Origin of the sequence: Roseibium sediminis (assembly GCF_008711325.1) — a bacterium.
GTDB classification, from domain to species: Bacteria; Pseudomonadota; Alphaproteobacteria; order Rhizobiales; family Stappiaceae; genus Roseibium; species Roseibium sediminis.
The window spans coordinates 1-18999 of sequence record NZ_VXDB01000032.1 but is presented as its reverse complement, the minus strand read 5'-3'; the positions used below and the strand labels follow the sequence as shown (position 1 = coordinate 18999).

Sequence of the window (18999 nt, the reverse complement as noted above, 5' to 3'; positions counted from 1 at the left end):
AAACCCATGGGCGCAATTACTGATTACATCATTACTTTATCGCACTGATGCTCGCTGGCAAGCCCTCTATGTCCACCATAGTGTCTACCTTCTTGGTAAGCTTGAACGTGATCGATTGACCTTCTGCCATTCGCACAAGCTTACCCGCCTGACCTTCCGCAACCTCACCTTTGCGCCACATATTGAAGACGATCCTGTCAGGACAAATGCCGAGACAAAGAAGATAGTCATATTGGCGATCCAACCTGATGTGGTTGAATTGGAATGTACCATTGGCGCCAAGGGAGGCTGTTTTTATCTCAAAGCCCTTCCCAAATACATTCATATCCGTCGGCGAGGTACGTATTCCGTGACTGGCTTCAATGTCATTTCGTCGAAGGTATTGGCGGATGAACTCTTCCCCAATTTCCCCTCTGTTCGTGTTTCCGAGAAGCCTGTATCCGGCCAACGCTGAGCCTTGCCATATGTCTTCAGGTGCATGTTGCTTTATGACATCCATTAACAATTCAATCGGCGTCATTTCGGTGAAGTCCAGCGAGCCCGACTTGATCCCTGCTTCCAGAAAACCAGAAAATACGAATGATTTTTGCGCGCGTGCACTTGACGCACCGATCTACTTACACCCGGTCGGTTATTCCGAACAACCACAAACAGATCCTCGCAAACCAAGCCCATCTTTTCGTATTCTTGAATGATTTCGACATGCGTAAGGCGCTGTCGATTTGAACATACTTCGTCTTGGCATTTGACGATTAATACGCCGCGATCACGCAATACTCTTAGTGCCTCCCGTCCCCCATCAACATAAAGTTCCAGCACCGCCTCATGATATTTGTTGGAGGTTAGGTTTCCAGTTGCGTTGTTTCGGTAATGGCTTTCAAAGGGGGATTCATCGCCATAAGCAGAACCTCCCGGGGAGTGCATGTACGGAGGATCAAGAACCACACAATCTATCGTGCCATCATCATACGGAAGATCTCGACAATCAATTCCAGTCTGAAGGTCTGTCGCTTTCAGAGTGTACGCATCTGGCGAAACATTACGCCAGAACACGCCTTTCCCATAAGTTACATCCGCAATCACGCTTCCGCGCTTAACATACAGGTCAAGAATCTGCGGGAAGATGACCTGATTGCCTTCAGTTGATGCGCTGAGCACCAAATCCGTTGTGGCCTTGCCGTTCTTTACACGTCGCTTGCCAGCGGATGAGCCTTCGTCCGTAATATATCTTCCAGTTTCTTGCAGCATGATGTCCGAATCTCCCCTTTGCAATATGTTTCCTACAATCAAGTCAACAGGGCGTAAACCTCCACTCATCACGAGAGCCACCCGAAATTGATCGCCATCAGCCACAAGATCAGGAGAGACGCGGCTAATGAAGCGACTGACAGCTTGGCTTGATTCGACATAATTTTCCTCCTATATTGAGGGTCTACCTGCCCCCCGCACACATGCGGCGCCTTGTTCATCGTACCAAGGCAACGGGCGCGGCTCTGTGGCCTTATCGCCGGTGCGTATCGTTGAGGGTGGCACGGCGAAAACATTCTGAATTTCGTAGTCTTCGGGATCGAGCCCGAAACCATCTTCAGATTCAGCGTAACGGACAAATCCGAAAATGGCATCTTCAGCCGTTCCGGCATCTACCAAAAGGCTATAATCACTGCCGTCAACACCCTGTGTCGGATCAGCTTTCACATAAAAAACAGGCATACTCTCACTCCCTGGAAATCATGCGACCTTGGATTCATCAATCCAGACTTTGTAATGATCGGTTCCACGTTGCTTGCGCTTCTTCAGCGCCCCGTGGACAAAGGCTGTCTTGTAGCGCGTGGATTCCTCCACTGCCGCCCGTTGCGCTGCCGAGCGTGTCGCCTCGATCATGAACCAGCACAATTTGAATAGGCCTTGATGGTCGTTACCGTAGGCGGCGATTGCATCGGCTAACATCCGATCGCCCCGCCACACTTCCCAGCCCGCGCCATGGTGAACTACCACCAGTAGCCCGACGGCGTGATCGCCTCGCCCCACGAAATGCACGTAAAAATGATGGGATTCATACGTGACTTTAAAATCCCGGCGCGACTGATCAATGAAACCGGGCAAATCAATGGTTTTTATGATCTGTTCCGACCCTTGCATGAAGGGTGCCAGGTCAAGCATGCGCTCACCCTTTCCGCCAGATCCGTAAAGATGCCCGCAGCTGTGAACTTTTTTGAATTCCTTCATCTTGTTGACCCCTCACCCTTTGGTTGAATTTTCAGTTACATCACTGAGACTGGTTTGGTTGCGCTGTGAATGACGGCATCAATGAAGACTCCGGAGAAGCCCGGATCCCCTTCCGCCTGCCGCGCCTCGCTCAATTCCCCGCCCGTGGGTGCTACGCTTTCAGTAAACTGCAGATAGGCCTCGGTTACTGAAGTAGGGCCAATGATTTGCGTGGTTGCTTCGTCTTTGCCGTATGCCCGCCCCGAGATGACGAAGAAGCCAAAATCCAACCCGGCCCGGTTCGTGTGTTCGTGCTCGTTTGCCGTGGCTTCCGGGTTCGCCCTGCCCTCTGCGCGGGCGATTACCAGAGCGGCATTTGCAAGCGCCTTTTCAGCTCCCCTCGGCATCACACTGTCCAAATGCCCGCCATCTGCAATCATCTTGGCAACCCACGGCAAAACCTGTTTCAGGTTGAAATACAGTTCATCGGCATAAGGCGCGTAACGGCTGGCCGTTTTGCTGGTGTCGGTCAAGGTGCTCATGGTCATAATTCCCCTTTTTATTGAATTTGTAAATGCTATTAATCGCGGTCAAGAATGACCATGACGGTCGAAACGTCGGTTCCGGATTCCCTGAATGCGCCGCTGTCAATCTTGATCATTTCGCCGCCCCGGTCTTCGAACCAATCGCGGAACGTGCGCGCTGCGCTGTCATTGCGGAACGTGAACCCCGGCGACATGATCGCGACCAGGCGCCCGCCCTTCTTCAGCATGTCGAACGCGTGGCGCACATGATACATGTCCTGACCCTTTTCAAATGGCGGATTCATCAACACACGGTCGAATTGCGGCCCGGTCAACGCCTCAAGGAAGTTTGAACCGGTCACCCTGTAGCCCTTGCGCTCAAGGATCTTTGAGAGCGTCGGATTCACTTCGTACAAGGTGAGGTCCGCAAACGTGGCGTGATCGGTCACGGCGTCCGCTATTGCCCCGCTTCCCGCTGAAGGTTCAAGAATGCGTCCGGTGAAGTCCGGCCCGATCCCTGCCGCCGCGATCATTCCGGAAACGATTGGTGCCGGTGTCGGGAAATATCCGGGAATCTTCTTGAACTTCAGACCCGCGATTTCCTGCCGCAATTCCTCGGCGGCACGCTTTGCCGGATTGTCGGACAACATGGCCCAAATTGCGCGGCCCTGTGGCGTGTCGTGGTATGGTTCGCCGGTTTCCCGCCCCGCGTCATAGTACCCCCCGGAACGGTCCATTTGCGCCCGTGTCAGCTCATGAATAGCGGCCTTGGTTTTGAGCCCTGCCAATTCATCAGGGCAGACTCCGGCCTCATGAAGGCCCGCAAGCACTCTCAGGGCCTTCTGTGTTCGTTCCAGGTGCCAACCATCAAGGCGCGCGCTTGCCGCTTCCCGTTGCTGCTTTGGTGTGTTTTCCCGGCGATCAGAAAGCTTGTGGTCAATAGCCGCCTGCATGCCGTCCGCCAATTCCCGGAACCGTGCCGCAAGGTGTGGCGATTGGGTCGACGGCGCGTCGGTTTTACCGACATCATCGGAATCCGTGCCGCGCGGTCCGTCCGGTGACGGCGTGCCCGATCCGGCAAATTTGTTTGCGGCATCTTCGGACTTGAACGCATACCCGCCCGGAGTCGTTCCCCATTGGCGCGTGTACCAGCCACCGAGATCCTTTGCACGGTTTAGCAGTCGCTCAAATTCCGCCCTGTCGACGCGATCGGACAAAACACAAATCCACATTTCAAAACCCTTTTTGGTGTGGATGTGCTTTTCAATCGTCATTGCCGGCATGCCTTCGGACTGGGAGTCCACGCTGACCGGTTGCGCCGTAGGTTTCCGCGTTGCTGCAGGTTCCGAGAGTCGGAATTCACCACTCGGCAAACCTTTGGTGCCGTCAATGCGAACTTTGCGGATTGCCCAACCCGTCGCATACCCGGAACACGCCTTGAGATAATACCCGGCGCCCATCGAGTATTTTTCGCGGTGTTCGTCGCCCTTCGTCGGTGTTGCCAGATGCGCGGTTTCTTCCATGTTGGCGGCAAACTTGCGCATTTCCGGGAACAGGTCGCGGGTGTGTTTGGAAAACCCCAGAATAACGGTTCGTTCGGTCTTAACGTTGAAATAGTCGGTCATGCTGTCGCAATCGTCGACTTGAGACTCGGCAATGATTGCGGCCTTTGCCCATGCCGGAACGATGGCGCGCGCGCGTTCTTCGAATTCCTCTCTTTCGCGTTGACCCTTTGCCAACTTTTCCCGATAAGCCGCTTGCACTTCGTCACGCTTCATAAGTGCCGAGGCGCGCAATTCGCTTGTGTTCAACACTTCCGGCAGATCAGGGCGCAAGGTCAACCACGGGTGACGCTCGGACAGTTCAAACAGATCATTTCCCTTGACGATTTCCAGGTGATGGCGGACTTGCTGCAATCCGCCCCCGCCAATCCATGCCGTATTAGCTGAAGCATTGCGGACTCCCACAATCACGCAAAGACTCCCGTTATAAGTTGCCTGCATTCCAACCGTTGCCGTAGTCATGATTAGATTCCTCGTTCAATATTTTGTTGAATTTAGATTGACGAAAGAGACTCAAAGGCCTTCTTTGCCAACGCGTCCGCTAGGCGTTCCGCCCCTACTCTTTTTGCAAGGCGTTCAAGTTGACGGACGGTGATAGTCTTTTTCCAGTTGCCGCGCGTCTGGTCCGGATTACTGCCGTAGACCTTCAGCCAATCGACGGAGTCGCGCCCATAGTTCAGATCGGTGTTTAAATAGGCGTCGAAATAGATTTCCGGTTCGCCGGTCTCATTGCCGCTATCGTTCGGCATAAGGAAAAGCGCCCTGACCTTCCAAAAATAGCAGTCTTCAGAAAACCAATCGTCACAAGTGGTTTGCAGCGCTTCCACAAGTTCGGAGTCCGTTTCGACTGCTTCATAAACCGCGTTGTAATAGTCCCACGATTGAAGGCTTTCTTTTTCGGCTGGAAGCTCGACTCCGTGTTCCTCGCAAAAGGCCTTTGCAGCGTCCTTGATATTCGCGGCAATGATTGCCTGAATAGGTTGCGGATCCTTGGACTCGTCGTTCCTGATCTGGTTGGCGAGGCAAGCCAAAAACCCGCCCGACGTGAACGGGATAAATCCCGGAACATGGTCATTCTCGATTGCTTCCGGTTCCGCCCCATATTGAAACGTCATTTCGTCACTTGCCAAAAGCTCGATTGTTTCAGCAATGAAACCGCGCGCCAATTCCGCAACATTGGTAAATTCTGGTACTGTATGCATCGGACCGACTCCTAATTTCAACTTACGAGTTTTTATTCAATATAATATTGATTTATCAGATTTTGGTCAAACGAAAAGAGGGATTGCCCGCTAATGTCGAGAGGGTTTAGACCGCTTTCCGGTTGCCAGGTGAAGCGGGTTCTTAGGCGGCCAGACGTTGACCAATCGCCATAAGGAACCCGACCGCCACGCCGTCCGGCTCGGGATTACCCGCCATTGACTGCACGACGCTTGAAAAGGCGCAAGGATCCTTTGCCAAACGGCAATAGGTGATCAGCTCATCGGCGCGCTCTTTGCCGAGATTGTTAGCTTCCGACCATGACAGGGGGCGGGATGGCTTTACCCAAAAATCGGTTACACCGTCACGGGTTTCTACAAAGCTCAGGCAACGAATGGAAAGGGTGCTCATTGGGCAAAGTCCTTGGTTTAGGCATTACCCCAACCCCAAAGGACCAACTTTGGTGGTTGGGCTAGACAGGATTGGTCCTACCGCACCAAGGAGCGGCGAGCCTTGCGGCTCTCCTGAACGCCCAACCATAAAGAAAGCTGCACAACATGACGTTAGCGCAGCTTGAGCGCCTTGGTATATGCTGGGGACCAACCCAGGCAACGTCTTATCTCCGTTGCATTGTTATAATGGCACGATGGGGCTTATTTGTCAATTACTTATTGAATTATAAGGTGCTTTTTTGAGTGCTTTATTCTGGTGTTTTGGGTTGCCTGCCAGTGCGCTTACGCGCCCGACCTATTTATTCAACTTTATGTAGATTATACACATTTGTCAAGCGTTTGTTGAGTTATGGGGTTAGTCAATTAGCGCTTGATTATATGTCAGGCCTTCTCAGTACCTAGCGCGTCGGGTCTAGTTGTTTCTGTGCGGCTCTTGCCGTATCAGGGCGTCTCTTAGCTTTAGGTGTTTGCGGCCACGGATTTAAAGGCGAACCAAAAAGCTATAGTGACTATAGGTTGACGCGGTTTTGACGCCCTTCCATTTTGCACATTGATTAGACGGCTAATTTATCTCAAATCGTGTCTCACTGCTTCTCTATAGTTTAGGCTTTCTATAACCGTCTCAAAACTGGAGATAGCCGGAAACACGCGAAAAGCCGGACCGTAGCGCACTTTTGAATTTATCAATTATCTCTTGAATTAATGTCTTGTGAGGTCTCTTGATGGGTCAGGAAGTCTCACTTTACCTATCAACGGACGCTTGAAATTGGGCCGATTTGCCGTCTCTAGCTATGTCGCTGCGTCTCACCGTTAGCGCGCTTTGAGGTATGTCTAGGCGTCCTACATTGTCTCATTGCCGCGTCAGCACGTCTCATGATGGCTCTGGGTCCTTCCTGGTCGGGGGGTCTGTCGGGGGGCGCGCAGAGAGCCCGGTACGCAAACAACTTCAAATTTTTTTGGAATTCATGTCGGGTATTAAATCAAAACAAGTTTGAATATCGTCAAACCCAGCCAACCCAGGCAGAAAATGAGCAAACCCAGACAGGGTTAGTATATTGATATTACTATTCTTTTCAAGCCTCTGCCCGGGTTGGCTGGGTTGGCTGGGTTATTTCTATAAAGTTTGTGAGACAAAAAGAATTGTCGCCGCCGAACGTGGCAGCGCGAACCTGCATATCCACATCATATAAAAGTTTTTGGACGAAACACCCCAGCCAACCCAGCCAACCCGGGCAGCAACGTTTTTTCCTTATTTATTTCAGTATGTTATACGTGTCTGGGTTTAGCGAGAAATGCCCCAAAACTCAGGCAGAACCTAGGCAAAACAGAATTCAAACATTCGGTTAGTTTTTGAAATGCATCTGGAAACAATGCACTGTCAGGCGATAATCTGCGCATTTTCTAAATCGGGAAGTAGTTAATGACCAAAAAGGGCATTCTTTCAATACATATGGACGGACGTTGGGACATCGAAGATATGCTCGATTTAGCCGACGCGCTAAAAGACACCTATGCGTACTTTTATTCGGTGCAGAATGCTGGCAACCCGGAAAATGAGCACTTGGAACGCCTTTTGGCGGATCATTTTTGGCAGGGTAACATGCCTCTTTGGAAACTTGAAAGTCGGCTATATGACTCGATTCCGTCTGCTGATGCGTTGAAGATCCGTACGATCAAATACGCGTCTCCCGGATTTATGGACATTGCTGGGATCCTCGGCGTCCTTTTGTTGCTGGCAAAAGTTGCAAACGCTTGGTTAGATGTCGGATCGAAGCTTGTCGATACTTATCAAAAAATTGAAGAGTTTTTTAGTAGACGGCGGCATTTGCAGAAAGCACAAAAGAATTTTGAGCTTAATAGCGAAGCAGTTCAGGATATTGATACCGCACGGGAACTGATGTTCGAATTGGGCGATGCGCTGGGATACAATTCGGAAGACTGCGAAAAAATCTTAAATATGCTCAATAACCCGATTGCAGGTCTGAAATTTATGGTAGCACTCGCCAAAGAAACTCGGAAGATCTCCGAACTAAGCCAAAAGGGCCTCCTGTCTCTCCCAACACCACCAATTGAGAGCGTCAATGACCCCGAGTGAACTTTGAAGGTTTTAGAACAAAGAACAGAGCTCAACTAGTCTGCAAAGGTTGCTGGCATCGTATCGCATCTGTCTCTATTCGAAGTCATCAGACTCAGAATCCGCATCCGCCAGCAACCGACCAGCGTTCTCCCATGAGACCGGTGAACCCAGCCACTCTTCAAAATCCTCCCTGCAAACATCCAATGGCGGCAGGCAATAGCAGTATTGCCTCTGACCATTGACTATCTGGCGAACCAGTTCGATTCTGGGACACAAGGCCCTGAGAGTGTGCGAGATCTTCTCCGCGCTCTGAACGTTTCCGGCAAATTTCTGTGTCCTCATCCATGCTTCGTAGCCATTTCTCAGGTGCTTTTTCGAAGCGTAGAGAGTGTCATTTGACCAATCAATATTGTCGTCGCCGTAGCGATCAGTCGCATCGAAATCAAGTTCGCCGTTGAACAGCTGATTGTACCACCACTGTTCGAAGTTCTTCAGCCCCTGGACCTTCTGATCCTTCAGCCCTTCGGTATCCGGAACGTTGCGAACATTGAAGTCGGTCAGGTCTACGTTCAGAAGGAAATGGAGCAGCGCGGCAGGCCCGTTCTCTTCCTTCATTTCCCGGCGAATGGCGCGGAAATAGTCCCAGTCTCTACGGCGCTTGTCGGAGACATTCAGCACGAAATATCGCCGTTCGTCCGCCGATGCCGGGACAACCCAATCCTCGTTCGACGACATGAACAGCCGCAGAACGCTCTGGATCATGAACGCATTGGCATACTTGTGCTCGATCAGGGACACTTCGGAAGTGATGAGGCTCTTGAGCGTGCTTTCGCCCCGCTTGTCACCGGCGAAGAAACCTTCTTCCACGTGAAGAAACAGACAGCGCTCCTGGTGGGCATTGAACTTGCCAAACAGGTGCTCGGGCTGCACGATCTTCACATAGTGAGTTCCGGCGATAAATTTGATGTAGTCACCGACCGTATCCTTACCCGCGCCCTTAGGACCGCGCAGAACAACGGCCACACCCGGCTTTTCCTCGGGCTTTTGGACCATGTGCGCCAGCCAGCCGATGAAATAGCGATAGTGCTCGGGGTTGTTCTTGCAGATGTTGTAGCGAATGTGGGTCAACAGCTTCCGGCACGAGGCTTTTGGATCCGGCTCGACCGCAAATCCCTGCCAATGGTTGAAGGCACCCTCAACTTCTTCGTTTGGCGAGAATACGACGCCGTTCGGATAACTTCGTCGCTGCCGATGGCGCATCCAGGCCTTTGTGACCGGTTCCGTGGATTTGTCGGTGGGTACACGGTCGTTTTCATAGAAATTGTGAAGATCGGTCACCCCGCCATATGAAACAGAGCCGTCCTTTTCGAATGTCAGAACGACGGTCTTCCCTTTGGCAAAGGCAACGGCATGGCGCTCATTCAGCTTGGCGATCCGCTTAGGCGGCTTCTTGCCGAGGGCGACTTCAACGTCTTCCTTTTTCTGTTTCAGCTGGCTTTTGGTGAGATGCGGAATTGGCTTTCTGGGGAGCTCGAACTCATCGTCTGAAACTGTCTCCCCCAACAGATCGGCATAGGGGGCAGCCGCTCTCTCACCATCTTCTAATTCGTCAAGATCGTCGAATTCGTCCTCGTCGCCGAGATCGTCAATTTCATTGCTCAGCCGGATCTCGTTGACAACGTTTTTCAGGGTTGCCATCCGAACTGGCCGGTCACGCCGCTTGAACGACCGCCAAACCCGGCGCTGGTCCTTCTTGTTGTATTTGTCCGACAACATCGAGAAATCGGACCACAGATTGTAGGCCTCATCCCCACCGTTGAACTCGTGATGCAGTGCCATTCCGACAGTCAGCCAGCCGTCGCGATCCTCGCGATAGTCCGCCACCGGCAACTCGGCCAAAATCTCTTTGACCTCATCGATACTAAGCCCGAGGGGGGCATTGCGACCGGGGTTGAGATCGGCACCATCGTCGTCAACCCGGCCCAGCAGTTTTGCAAGGTGATCTGCATCAACAAAAGGCCCGACGCCGAGGCTGAGTTCTGCCTCGTTAAACCGGGTCAACCACCTGTATTCCTGCCTTGTGTCCGGATGAACTGAAGGTGGGATTGCAACCTGTTTGCCGGTCCCAAAAAGCTCGATTTCCCAAGTCCAGTGCGATGTGCCCTTTTCATCAATGAACTTGCAGCCGCTGTGACGCAGCTTCCGCGAAGAAAATGGTGTGTCGCAGATGATATAGAAGTGCCGGCTCTCGCCGCGGGAACCAGATTGAACCGTTGGAAACGAGCGCCACCCGGGGAACATTTCGGTCAGCACTTTCTGTGCTTCCTGAACAACCCCATTCTGTCTGATGTCCAAGTCTATGACGTGTAGATAACCGCCGCCGACTTCGGACCATCTTCCCAGCCGAACGCCTACATTATAGCCGTGCTTATATGATTTACGCAGACGCGCCAGGGACAGAACCGGCTTATTCGACCAGTCATCACCGATCGGGCGCTTTGAATGAGGATGCAGCCAATGTAGGGCAAACCCAATTCGGCGCAGCGGCTCAATATGTTTCAGCATGAGGCCAACGGTCCTGTTTGGTCGACGCGCCGGCTGATCGTTTGATCAACGACATAAACCACCCCGCGATTCCATTTTTTATTGAATTTCGAACGAGCGGATCAGCAGAGGAATTTAATGAAGTCGTCTCTTGTCAGGGGTTTGAAATCATCGGGGCCGGTTGTTTGCTTTTCAGACAGCGCAATAATGCGGTCGGCCTGACGCAGCGGAATTGTCGGATGTTTACCGACCGGCATCCAGCGATAGATACATTGAGGTGTGACTTCGAGAGCTTTCGCCAGTTTGTTGATGTCACATATTTTATGTTCTTCGTTCACCAGGTCCGGCAGCCCACGCGTAAATACCTCATGCAAAGGGCCACGGCTCACCGGCGTGCGGCGCGTAAGCTTTGTCTTTCCGTTCTTGGGGTCACTGCCGCCGAGCAAGTCATGAAACATTGGGGACTCCGTCTTGAATTTGATCGGAGCATAGCACGCAATTTTTAATATTCAACTTTCTATTGATTGATTGTCTCTATTGTGTATTATCCATTTTGCACGGCCATGGTTCGGCCCCTAACCATTTGTTGGAGAATTTTATGAGTCTCGAAGAAGCCCTGAACCGGAACAGCGACCTCCTGGAAAAACACAACGAACTGCTGGAAAAGGTGCTCGGCTCTGCAGCGGCAAAACCCGCTTCGCCGAAAACCTCGACCGCGAAAAATGACGATGACGATGACGCAGGCGATGAAAAGCCGAAGCGCGGTCGTCGGGCAGCCTCCATTCCCAAAGAGCTGAAGGCTGCGATCGAAAAAACTGCGGCATGGCTCGGCGAGTTCAAGGACAACGAAGACGATCCGGAGAACGATGCACGCGGCGAAGCCCTTCAGAATGCCCTCGACAAACTCGGCTACAAGACTGCCAAGGAAATCAAGGGCGAGGAAGATATTGGCCGGTTTGAGGCCTGGATCAACAAGAAGGTCAAGGCTGGCCGGATCACCCCCGATCCGGATGAGGATGACGACGACGGCGACGACGATATCTGAGCCAATCGTGCGAATTCCCGGCCCGCGATTGGGCCGGGCTTTTCAGTGAACAGGCACCCCATCATCTAACTCTGCACCGTACCCCCTGCGACAAAAATCACTGTGCAAGCCTGTTCTCTAAAAAGCCCGGAGCATCAGAATGAGTAAGGTTCGCGAACGCTTTTATCGCGAGTGCGCCTCGAACGCCGGAATGGCTGTGCCAGATGGTGAGGCCTACGACAAAGCGTCCTTCCCCCATTTTTCGGTATTCACGACCGTTCAACGCGCGCGCCCGCAGGCAACCAAAAAGCAGATCCGCCACAACGCATACATTGTTGCCGGAACACCGTCTGACCAGATTACCCGCTTGTCCTTGCCGGAACTCATGCTTGTCGGCATCGACCTTGCCCCTAACCGGAAAAAGTAAGCGATGGGCGGTAAGCATTCGCAACTCTCGCCGTCGGCGGCTTCCCGATGGATGAACTGTCCGGGCAGTGTGAGGCGCATTCAGGAACTAGCGCCGGATTCAGATGAAACGTCGATCTTCGCTGCGGAAGGTACAGCGGCCCATTGGGTCCGCGAGGTTTCCCTCGCCTACGGCTTTTCGCCTTATGATTTTGTCGGCACCCGGATCCAAGCTGATGGGTTCATGTTTGTCGTAGATGAGGACATGGCCGATCATCTCATCCCGGGCATCGACCGGATCCACGAGTTCGAAGGTAGGTTGTTTTCCGAAGTGCGGGTCAACACGACCCCCTGGGTTGGATACGATGACGATGGCGATGAACAAGGCGGGACGGTCGATAGCGGTGTAGTTGGCCCGGAAGAGATCGTCATTTCTGATCTGAAGTATGGGCAAGGCGTTCCGGTTTCGCCTGTCGATAACAAACAGCTGCAGCTCTACGCCCTAGGTTTCTGGCGGGATATTGGGCGCCACCACAGTACGGCGACCCGCGTCCGGATAATCATCGATCAACCTCGCCATAGCGCCGGGGGCGGCGAATGGGTCACCACTATTGATGAACTGAAGAAATTCGGACAGCAGGTCAAGCGAGCCGCCACAGAGACCAGAAATCCGGACGCGCCATGTGTGCCTTCAGAGGCAGCCTGCCAGTGGTGCCCCCTCGCCCGAATGGACGGTGCCTGTCCTGAGCATGAGAGCTGGAAACTCGATATTCTGGGTTTGGACTTCGACGATCTGGATTCTGATGAGCCGCCGCGCCTGCCCGATCGTGAGGGCATGACTACCGCCCGTCGCCGCTACATCAATCAGCACGCCTCAATGATCCGCTCCTGGCTGGATCGCCTGCACGCAGATGAAATTGCGGACCTGCTCGAAAACGGCCCGTCTAACGGTGTGAAAACGGTCGCGGGTCGCGCAGGCAGGCGTAACCACAAGGACGAAAAAGCATCCGAACGATGGCTGCTGAACAACGGATTTAAACGCTTCGACATAATCAACAAAAAACTGATTACCGTCGCAAAGATTGATGAACTGGCAGGCAAAGGTGTCTTTCCACGCAGGCTGGTTCACCAAAACGATCCCAAACCAATTGTAGTGCCGCTGGAAGATGAACGGCCTGCACTGATGTCCGAGATCGAATTCGAGGACTTGGGATGCTCCCACGACTAACCGTACAACGGAGAAAACGATAATGGCATTCAAACCAAGTTTTGACCCGAAAACCGGACGGGTAAAAGTTCTTGTCAGGCTTTCCTACTTCAACGGCTTCCGGAAATCCGCATCTGTTGAAGGTGGCTCACTGAAGTACCGGACAAACGGTCTTCTCTACAAGGATAGCCCTGACGGCAAAGCGTCCATCAAGGTAGTCCAGCAGGCGATCAGACACATCATCTCCGAAAACTGGCCGGGTAAGGATGAGGTCAAGTTCTTCAAGGCCCTGAAGGACCGGTCGGGCTTCTTTGACGGTGACAACTACACCAATGAGGACGGCGATGTGCGGGAACACTACGAGGGCACGCGCTACCTCAAATTGACCAACGACAAGAAGCCAAAATACCGCGACCGCCGTGGCGATGAGGTTGATGAAGAAGAGCTGGAAGAGCTTTTCGTCTCCGGTTACTGGGCCGTCGCCTATTTCCACTTCTACCCAGTCAAAGACAAGGCCAAGGGTGGAAACGGTATCTTTGCAACCCTGGACGCCCTGCAGTTCTACAAAAAGGACGAGCAGTTTGCGGGCGGCGGCATTGACGATGATGAGATCGAAGATCTCGGTGATGACGAAGATGACTTCGACGGCGATGAGGATGATGGCGACGATGATGAGGATGAACGCCCTCGCCGCTCATCGAAAAAGCCGTCCAGGCGTCAAGATGACGACGATGATGACGAAGACATTTGATTGAATTCCAGATTTGGGGCGCTTCGGCGCCCCGCCCATGAGCGATGCATGCCCCCAAGCAAACCAACCGTTTTTTGCGATATCGAGTGCTATCATGGCCTCTTCTATGCTGCCTTCAAACGACATGAAGACGGCAAGCGGAAGGGGTTCGAGCTCAGCCATAGAAGTGAGCTGGACCGGCGGGCACTGAAACGCATGATGATGCGTAATCGTATCGTCACGTTCCGCGGCATGTCCTACGACGTTCCCATGATCTTCCTGGCACTTTCTGGGGCGGACACCGAAGCACTGAAGCGCGCCAGCGATCTTCTGATCAAGAACAACGTGAAATGGTGGGAGGCCGAAGAAGCTCTCGAAATCAAAATACCGAAGGCCCTCGATCATATTGACCTTGAAGAGCCGAACCCTGCGGTCATGCAGAGCCTGAAGACACTGAACGGACGACTTCACGGAAAGCGTCTGCAGGATCTCCCCTACGCCCCGGACACCATACTGACGGACGAGGAAATGGACGCGGTAATTGATTACTGCCTGATCAGCGACCTCGACGCCACGGAGAACCTATTCGAGGCTCTACGGGAACCCTTGGAGCTTAGAGAGGCCCTGGGCAAACAGTACAAGATGGATTTCCGCTCCAAGTCCGATGCACAAATGGGCGAAGCAATCATCAAGAGCCGTATTCAGCAGCTTACCGGCCAGCGCCCAATCCGACCGAAGCACACCAAGAGCATCAGGTTCAAATACGATATTCCCGACTGGGTTCATTTCGAAACGGACCAGATGCGGAAGATCCTCGCAGTCATACGAGACACCGAGTTCGTACTTGATAAAAACAGCAAGGTTGTCTTCCCGACTGAGTTCCAGAAATTCAAGATCGAGTTCGGGGACTCCACCTACAAAATGGGAATTGGGGGCCTGCATTCAACCGAAGCGAACCGGTCAGTCTATTCGACTGCAGACCGGGTTCTGATCGATGCCGATGTCGCGTCCCAATATCCTTCGATCATCATGAAACTGGGGCTCTATCCGAAGAGCCTCGGAAAAGATTTCCTTGAGGTGTACGGAGGCCTCATCAAGGACCGCTTGGCAGCCAAAAAGGCCAAGGACAAGGTTCGGGACAAGGCCGGGAAGATCGCTCTCAACGGGGCATATGGTAAGCTGGGCTCACCCTATTCAGTGCTGTTTGCCCCACACCTATTGATCGCAGTCACGCTGACCGGTCAGCTGTCCCTGCTGATGCTGATCGAAAAGGCCGAGGCTGCGGGTATACCGGTCGTTTCCGGAAACACTGATGGCGTCTTGTTCCATTGCCCCAGATCGTTGGTGGGCGGAATTGACGGTGATCGTCTGACCGGGGGCCGGCTGAAGGAAATCACCGACTGGTGGGAGAAGACCACGGGCTTCAAGCTTGAATTCGTGGAATACAAATCGATCCACAATCAGTCCGTGAACAGCTATTTCGCGATCCGCGCGGACGGCAAGATCAAGCGAAAGGGGCCGATCGGCAACCCTTGGAGCGAGCGTCCGGAAGAAAACGACCTTCGCGCTCAGATGATGAAAAACCCGCAGATGACAATCTGTTCCGACGCGGCCCTGCAGTACATCCTCGATGGCACACCTGTTGAGACGACAATCAAGCAATGCCGGGATGTTCGGAAGTTCGTGACGGTCATCAAGGCAACAGGCGGCGCCACTTGGCGTGACGAGGTTCTGGGTAAAGTTGTCCGCTACATCTGGTCGACGGAAGGGGATCCAATTGTGAAGGTCAAACCTCACCCTTCTACCGGCAATCGCCCCAAAGTCCCCAAGACCGATGGGTGTCGACCATTGATGACATTGCCTCAAAAGATGCCCTTGGACCTCGACTATCCTCGATATGTGGCAGAAGCGAACAAGATCCTGGACGAAGTTGATTTTGACCGGTCCGCTTCCAGCCCAGCCTTCACATTCTTCAGCAACCTCATAAATTCAACTTTATAGGGATTTTCAGTGAGCACCTACTACAATGACAAAGTATATGCGGCTTCTGGGGTAGCAATATGGCCGAGATCCCTCACGTTCAGAACCCTGTCACGGACTACGCCAAATCCAAAGGATGGAAGGCCCGACGCATGCAATATATCGGACGCGTCGGCTGCCCGGACTCTTGGTTTTTCAAGGACGGACTAGTCCTGATCATTGAGTTCAAGGATCTGGGAAAAATCCCCACCCCGCAACAGAAACGCGAGATCAAACGCCTCCGCGCGGCTGGGATGAATGTCCACGTAGTCGACAACAAGGAAGCCGGTTTTGCCCTCATCGACATGCACACCGTATCTTGACCTTTTACGGCGAGTTCAGTCCCCGCAAGAGAATGAACCACTAACCGGTGATGCGGTTGAAGGTTCCCCCTTCTTCGACTTGCTGACCGCTCGCGGATACACCTTCGACTTCGAAAAGAACATTTTTCTCACTCCCGAAGGGCGTCGGTTCCGTGGAATGATGCGCTCATATCAGCGCTATTTGTCTGACAGCATATACACGATGCCGTACTTGCTGGGCGCCGCGGAAATGTCTCTAGGCAAAACCGGAGCCACCCTGGACGGCGTTGCGCGCCTACTGGCCGACAACCCGAACTGGCGATGCCTGATTGTCGGTCCGCTCGAAGTAGTCAAGAACACGTGGCCGGACGAAATTGACCAGTGGGAGCACCTGAAGCACCTTACCTACAGCGTTGTTGCCGGCACCCCGGCCCAGAGGGAGGAAGCCCTCGGGCGTGACACCCAGATCACCTTGATCAACAGGGAAAACCTGCAGTGGTTGTGGTCCACAATTCATGGAGCGGTCGGCTGGCGCTGGCACATTCTGGCTTACGACGAGTCTAGCCGGCTGAAGGGTTTCGTGCGGCAGACCCCATCGGTGAAATACAAAGACGGAAAGAAGATCCGGGTTGAAACAAACCTGACCGAATTTGGCGTTCTCGCCCAGGCACGAAAGCTCATAAAGCGGGTTGTTGAGCTTTCCGGAACGCCGGCACCGAACGGGCTCATTGATTTGGGGGGACAAGCATTCATCCTAGACAGAGGCGAGCGCCTAGGCCCTACTCGCACAGCCTACCTCGATACTTGGTTTGATGAGTGCAAATACTCCCGGAAGATCACTCCTAAACCGAATGCGCGAAAACAGATCATGGGCCGAATGAAGGACGTAATGATTGGTCTGCGTTCTCAGGATTACATTGATCTCCCACCGCAGATCTTCAATCCGATCTATGTTCGAATGTCGCCCAAGCATCTGAAGGAATATAAGGACTTCGAAAAAACCCTTGTCTCGGAGGAATACGATGTCGAAGCTGTGAATCGTGGTGTCCTTGTCAACAAGCTTCTACAATTCGCGAATGGTGGGCTCTACCGTAGCGACCCGGACGTTTTCCCGGCAGTTCGTGAAACCATTGCAATCCATGACCTCAAACTTCGGGCTCTGGAAAACATTGTTGAGGAAGCTGCGGGCCAGAATGTACTGGTCGCCTACAGCTTTCAGTTTGACAAGGAGCGGATAAAGAAGCGGTTCAAGAAAGCCACCTTCTTCGACGAGGAACCAAATTTCGTAAAAAAGTGGAATGAGGGAAAAATCAGCTTGGGCGTAGCCCATCCCGCATCGATCGGTCACGGTCTAAACTTGCAATATGGTGGATATATTCAAGTTTGGTACGGATTAACTTGGTCCCTGGAATTGTGGGACCAATTTAACCGACGCCTAGCGCGTCCGGGGCAGGCGAATAAATCCGTTTTCATTCATGTCCTTATGGCAAAAGGAACCGAAGACGAACGTCAATACGCACTCCTTCGAACTAAGGGGGTTGACCAAGACAAGATTGTCGACGCAGTGCGTGTTCGCCTAAATTCAGTCAACCGTTAAGCAATAATTCAACAGATTATTGACTTATTAAGAACTACTCCTATATTCAAGTGAGAATTGAATTTACGGAGTACCGATAATGTCCATTGATGGCCCAAGAAAACTAATATTGGACGATCAACCCGATCAGCCTGCACAATCAAAGCCGGTCGACAAGGAGTTTATCCGTCGATTGGAGCAGGCATGTGAAAACCATCCCTATTGCCCAAGCGCACACGGAAGACAGAAATGGATCCGTGAAAAACTGCTGGAACAGTTCGGCACCAAAGTTTCAGCTGAAGCCATGTCAAAGTGGTTCAAGGGAGAGACTAAGCCCCGCAGGGACAAGCTTGCCGAAATCGCTGAAATTCTGCGAGTCGATGAGGCGTGGCTCTATTTGGGCACAACGCTTGAACTCAGCCCTAGCGAGCGGAAAACCCGGAGCAAGATAGCGGATGCTACCGTTGAGTTGGTTGGCGGGATGATCCAAATGCACGGTGGACATGTCGCCTACAACGAAGACCCATCTTCCAAGGTTGATTTCAATGCGATCATCAATCGGGCGCATCTGGTTGTCAAAACCGTCATCGCCGTCAGCCAAGATGGAAACAAGCTCCACTTTGTGTTGCCTGAAGAAGCTGAGCGCATGACTGTCATTGCCGTCATCCCTACGGAGAACTTGGGCAACTTCACACTTCTGAAAATTCCGCATTCCCTTATCGCCGAGCATGGCGACAGGAAGGGCGACACCATCGACATCTGGGTTGAGCGTAAATTCCCAGGATTTGAAATCCACGGAAACCCGGTGCCGACGATAAATTCGTTGTCCGACTTGGCATAATCCGCATCAAGATAAAAATTAGCACGGTACCGACTACGGTATCACCGTCTGTGGATATTCTTTTTATCATTTTTTATCAATAATTTAGAAGAATACTTCGAGTCCCTCTCCCGCTACCACTTTTTTCTTGGAGAATTTTTGTTTGTTTGCGTGTGCTGTAACTGGCCGCGCAGAATTGAAAATTTGACTATCAAAATTAGAATACTTTTGTTTTGTACCCGACCTCCCACGACCTCAAACTCACTCACATAATTTGTGATGGGTTTTGACTTTGCAGAGCTATGACTGAATCTGGTGTTTGTGGGATTTGAATGACGGCGGTGCATCTGGT

19 protein-coding genes and 1 pseudogene are annotated in these 18999 nt (G+C 52.4%); 9 read left to right on the top strand and 11 right to left on the bottom strand.

From position 1 onward, the window contains the following. Positions 1–31: 31 nt before the first annotated feature. From F0155_RS20860 to F0155_RS20825, 8 genes are all read right to left on the bottom strand, one after another. Positions 32–520, bottom strand: coding sequence for a hypothetical protein (locus F0155_RS20860; RefSeq protein ID WP_150526508.1), 489 nt, complete (start codon positions 518–520; stop codon positions 32–34). Continuing rightward, the gene (locus F0155_RS20855) at positions 517–1248 is read right to left on the bottom strand and encodes a DNA methyltransferase (RefSeq protein ID WP_150526507.1); all 732 of its coding nucleotides are present in this window, start codon (positions 1246–1248) and stop codon (positions 517–519) included. Before F0155_RS20855 ends, F0155_RS20860 begins: the two co-directional genes overlap by 4 nt. 171 nt (positions 1249–1419) lie before the next feature. Next, positions 1420–1710 (bottom strand): hypothetical protein, encoded by a 291-nt coding sequence (locus tag F0155_RS20850; protein ID WP_150526506.1) that lies wholly within the window; start codon positions 1708–1710, stop codon positions 1420–1422. 18 nt (positions 1711–1728) lie between these two features. Continuing rightward, complete coding sequence (locus tag F0155_RS20845; protein ID WP_150526505.1) at positions 1729–2226, bottom strand: hypothetical protein; 498 nt, start codon at positions 2224–2226, stop codon at positions 1729–1731. Positions 2227–2261: 35 nt separating this feature from the next. After that, complete coding sequence (locus F0155_RS20840) at positions 2262–2747, bottom strand: hypothetical protein (RefSeq protein ID WP_150526504.1); 486 nt, start codon at positions 2745–2747, stop codon at positions 2262–2264. Between the two features lie 38 nt (positions 2748–2785). Further along, positions 2786–4753, bottom strand: a complete 1968-nt coding sequence (locus F0155_RS20835) for a methyltransferase (protein WP_150526503.1) — start codon at positions 4751–4753, stop codon at positions 2786–2788. Between the two features lie 32 nt (positions 4754–4785). Next, complete coding sequence (locus F0155_RS20830) at positions 4786–5493, bottom strand: hypothetical protein (RefSeq protein ID WP_150526502.1); 708 nt, start codon at positions 5491–5493, stop codon at positions 4786–4788. 142 nt (positions 5494–5635) lie between these two features. After that, entirely contained in the window at positions 5636–5902 is a 267-nt protein-coding gene (locus F0155_RS20825; RefSeq protein ID WP_150526501.1) for a hypothetical protein, read from the bottom strand. Between the two features lie 1461 nt (positions 5903–7363). Between F0155_RS20825 and F0155_RS20820 the strand changes: the two genes are divergently transcribed. Continuing rightward, positions 7364–8038 carry a hypothetical protein gene (locus F0155_RS20820; RefSeq protein WP_150526500.1) on the top strand — a complete coding sequence of 225 codons (675 nt, stop codon included), beginning with the start codon at positions 7364–7366 and terminating at the stop codon, positions 8036–8038. Between the two features lie 75 nt (positions 8039–8113). Here F0155_RS20820 and F0155_RS20815 read toward each other — a convergent pair whose 3' ends face one another. From F0155_RS20815 to F0155_RS20810, 3 genes and pseudogenes are all read right to left on the bottom strand, one after another. Beyond that, the gene (locus F0155_RS20815) at positions 8114–10081 is read right to left on the bottom strand and encodes a DUF5906 domain-containing protein (RefSeq protein WP_244303563.1); all 1968 of its coding nucleotides are present in this window, start codon (positions 10079–10081) and stop codon (positions 8114–8116) included. A gap of 6 nt (positions 10082–10087) precedes the next feature. Continuing rightward, a pseudogene (locus tag F0155_RS24135) lies at positions 10088–10585 on the bottom strand (bifunctional DNA primase/polymerase); the annotation flags it as partial. A 101-nt stretch (positions 10586–10686) separates the two neighbouring features. Beyond that, positions 10687–11022 (bottom strand): hypothetical protein, encoded by a 336-nt coding sequence (locus F0155_RS20810; protein ID WP_150526498.1) that lies wholly within the window; start codon positions 11020–11022, stop codon positions 10687–10689. Between the two features lie 140 nt (positions 11023–11162). Here F0155_RS20810 and F0155_RS20805 point away from each other — a divergent pair, with 140 nt between their 5' ends. The 8 genes from F0155_RS20805 to F0155_RS20770 all read left to right on the top strand — a co-directional run bounded on the left by F0155_RS20805 (position 11163) and on the right by F0155_RS20770 (position 18668). Then, positions 11163–11609: a hypothetical protein gene (locus F0155_RS20805; protein ID WP_150526497.1), complete on the top strand. Its 447-nt coding sequence runs from the start codon at positions 11163–11165 to the stop codon at positions 11607–11609. A 139-nt stretch (positions 11610–11748) separates the two neighbouring features. Next, a complete protein-coding gene (locus tag F0155_RS20800) occupies positions 11749–12015 on the top strand; it encodes a hypothetical protein (protein ID WP_150526496.1) in 267 nt (88 codons plus the stop codon). A 3-nt stretch (positions 12016–12018) separates the two neighbouring features. Beyond that, positions 12019–13221, top strand: coding sequence for a DUF2800 domain-containing protein (locus tag F0155_RS20795; protein ID WP_150526495.1), 1203 nt, complete (start codon positions 12019–12021; stop codon positions 13219–13221). 22 nt (positions 13222–13243) lie between these two features. After that, positions 13244–13951 (top strand): ssDNA-binding protein, encoded by a 708-nt coding sequence (locus tag F0155_RS20790; protein WP_150526494.1) that lies wholly within the window; start codon positions 13244–13246, stop codon positions 13949–13951. A gap of 48 nt (positions 13952–13999) precedes the next feature. Further along, complete coding sequence (locus tag F0155_RS20785) at positions 14000–15931, top strand: hypothetical protein (RefSeq protein ID WP_150526493.1); 1932 nt, start codon at positions 14000–14002, stop codon at positions 15929–15931. A gap of 59 nt (positions 15932–15990) precedes the next feature. Next, entirely contained in the window at positions 15991–16272 is a 282-nt protein-coding gene (locus tag F0155_RS20780; RefSeq protein WP_150526492.1) for a PDDEXK family nuclease, read from the top strand. Further along, positions 16241–17848, top strand: coding sequence for a DEAD/DEAH box helicase (locus F0155_RS20775; RefSeq protein WP_150526491.1), 1608 nt, complete (start codon positions 16241–16243; stop codon positions 17846–17848). Before F0155_RS20780 ends, F0155_RS20775 begins: the two co-directional genes overlap by 32 nt. 79 nt (positions 17849–17927) lie before the next feature. Next, positions 17928–18668 carry a hypothetical protein gene (locus tag F0155_RS20770; protein ID WP_150526490.1) on the top strand — a complete coding sequence of 247 codons (741 nt, stop codon included), beginning with the start codon at positions 17928–17930 and terminating at the stop codon, positions 18666–18668. Positions 18669–18999: the final 331 nt, after the last annotated feature.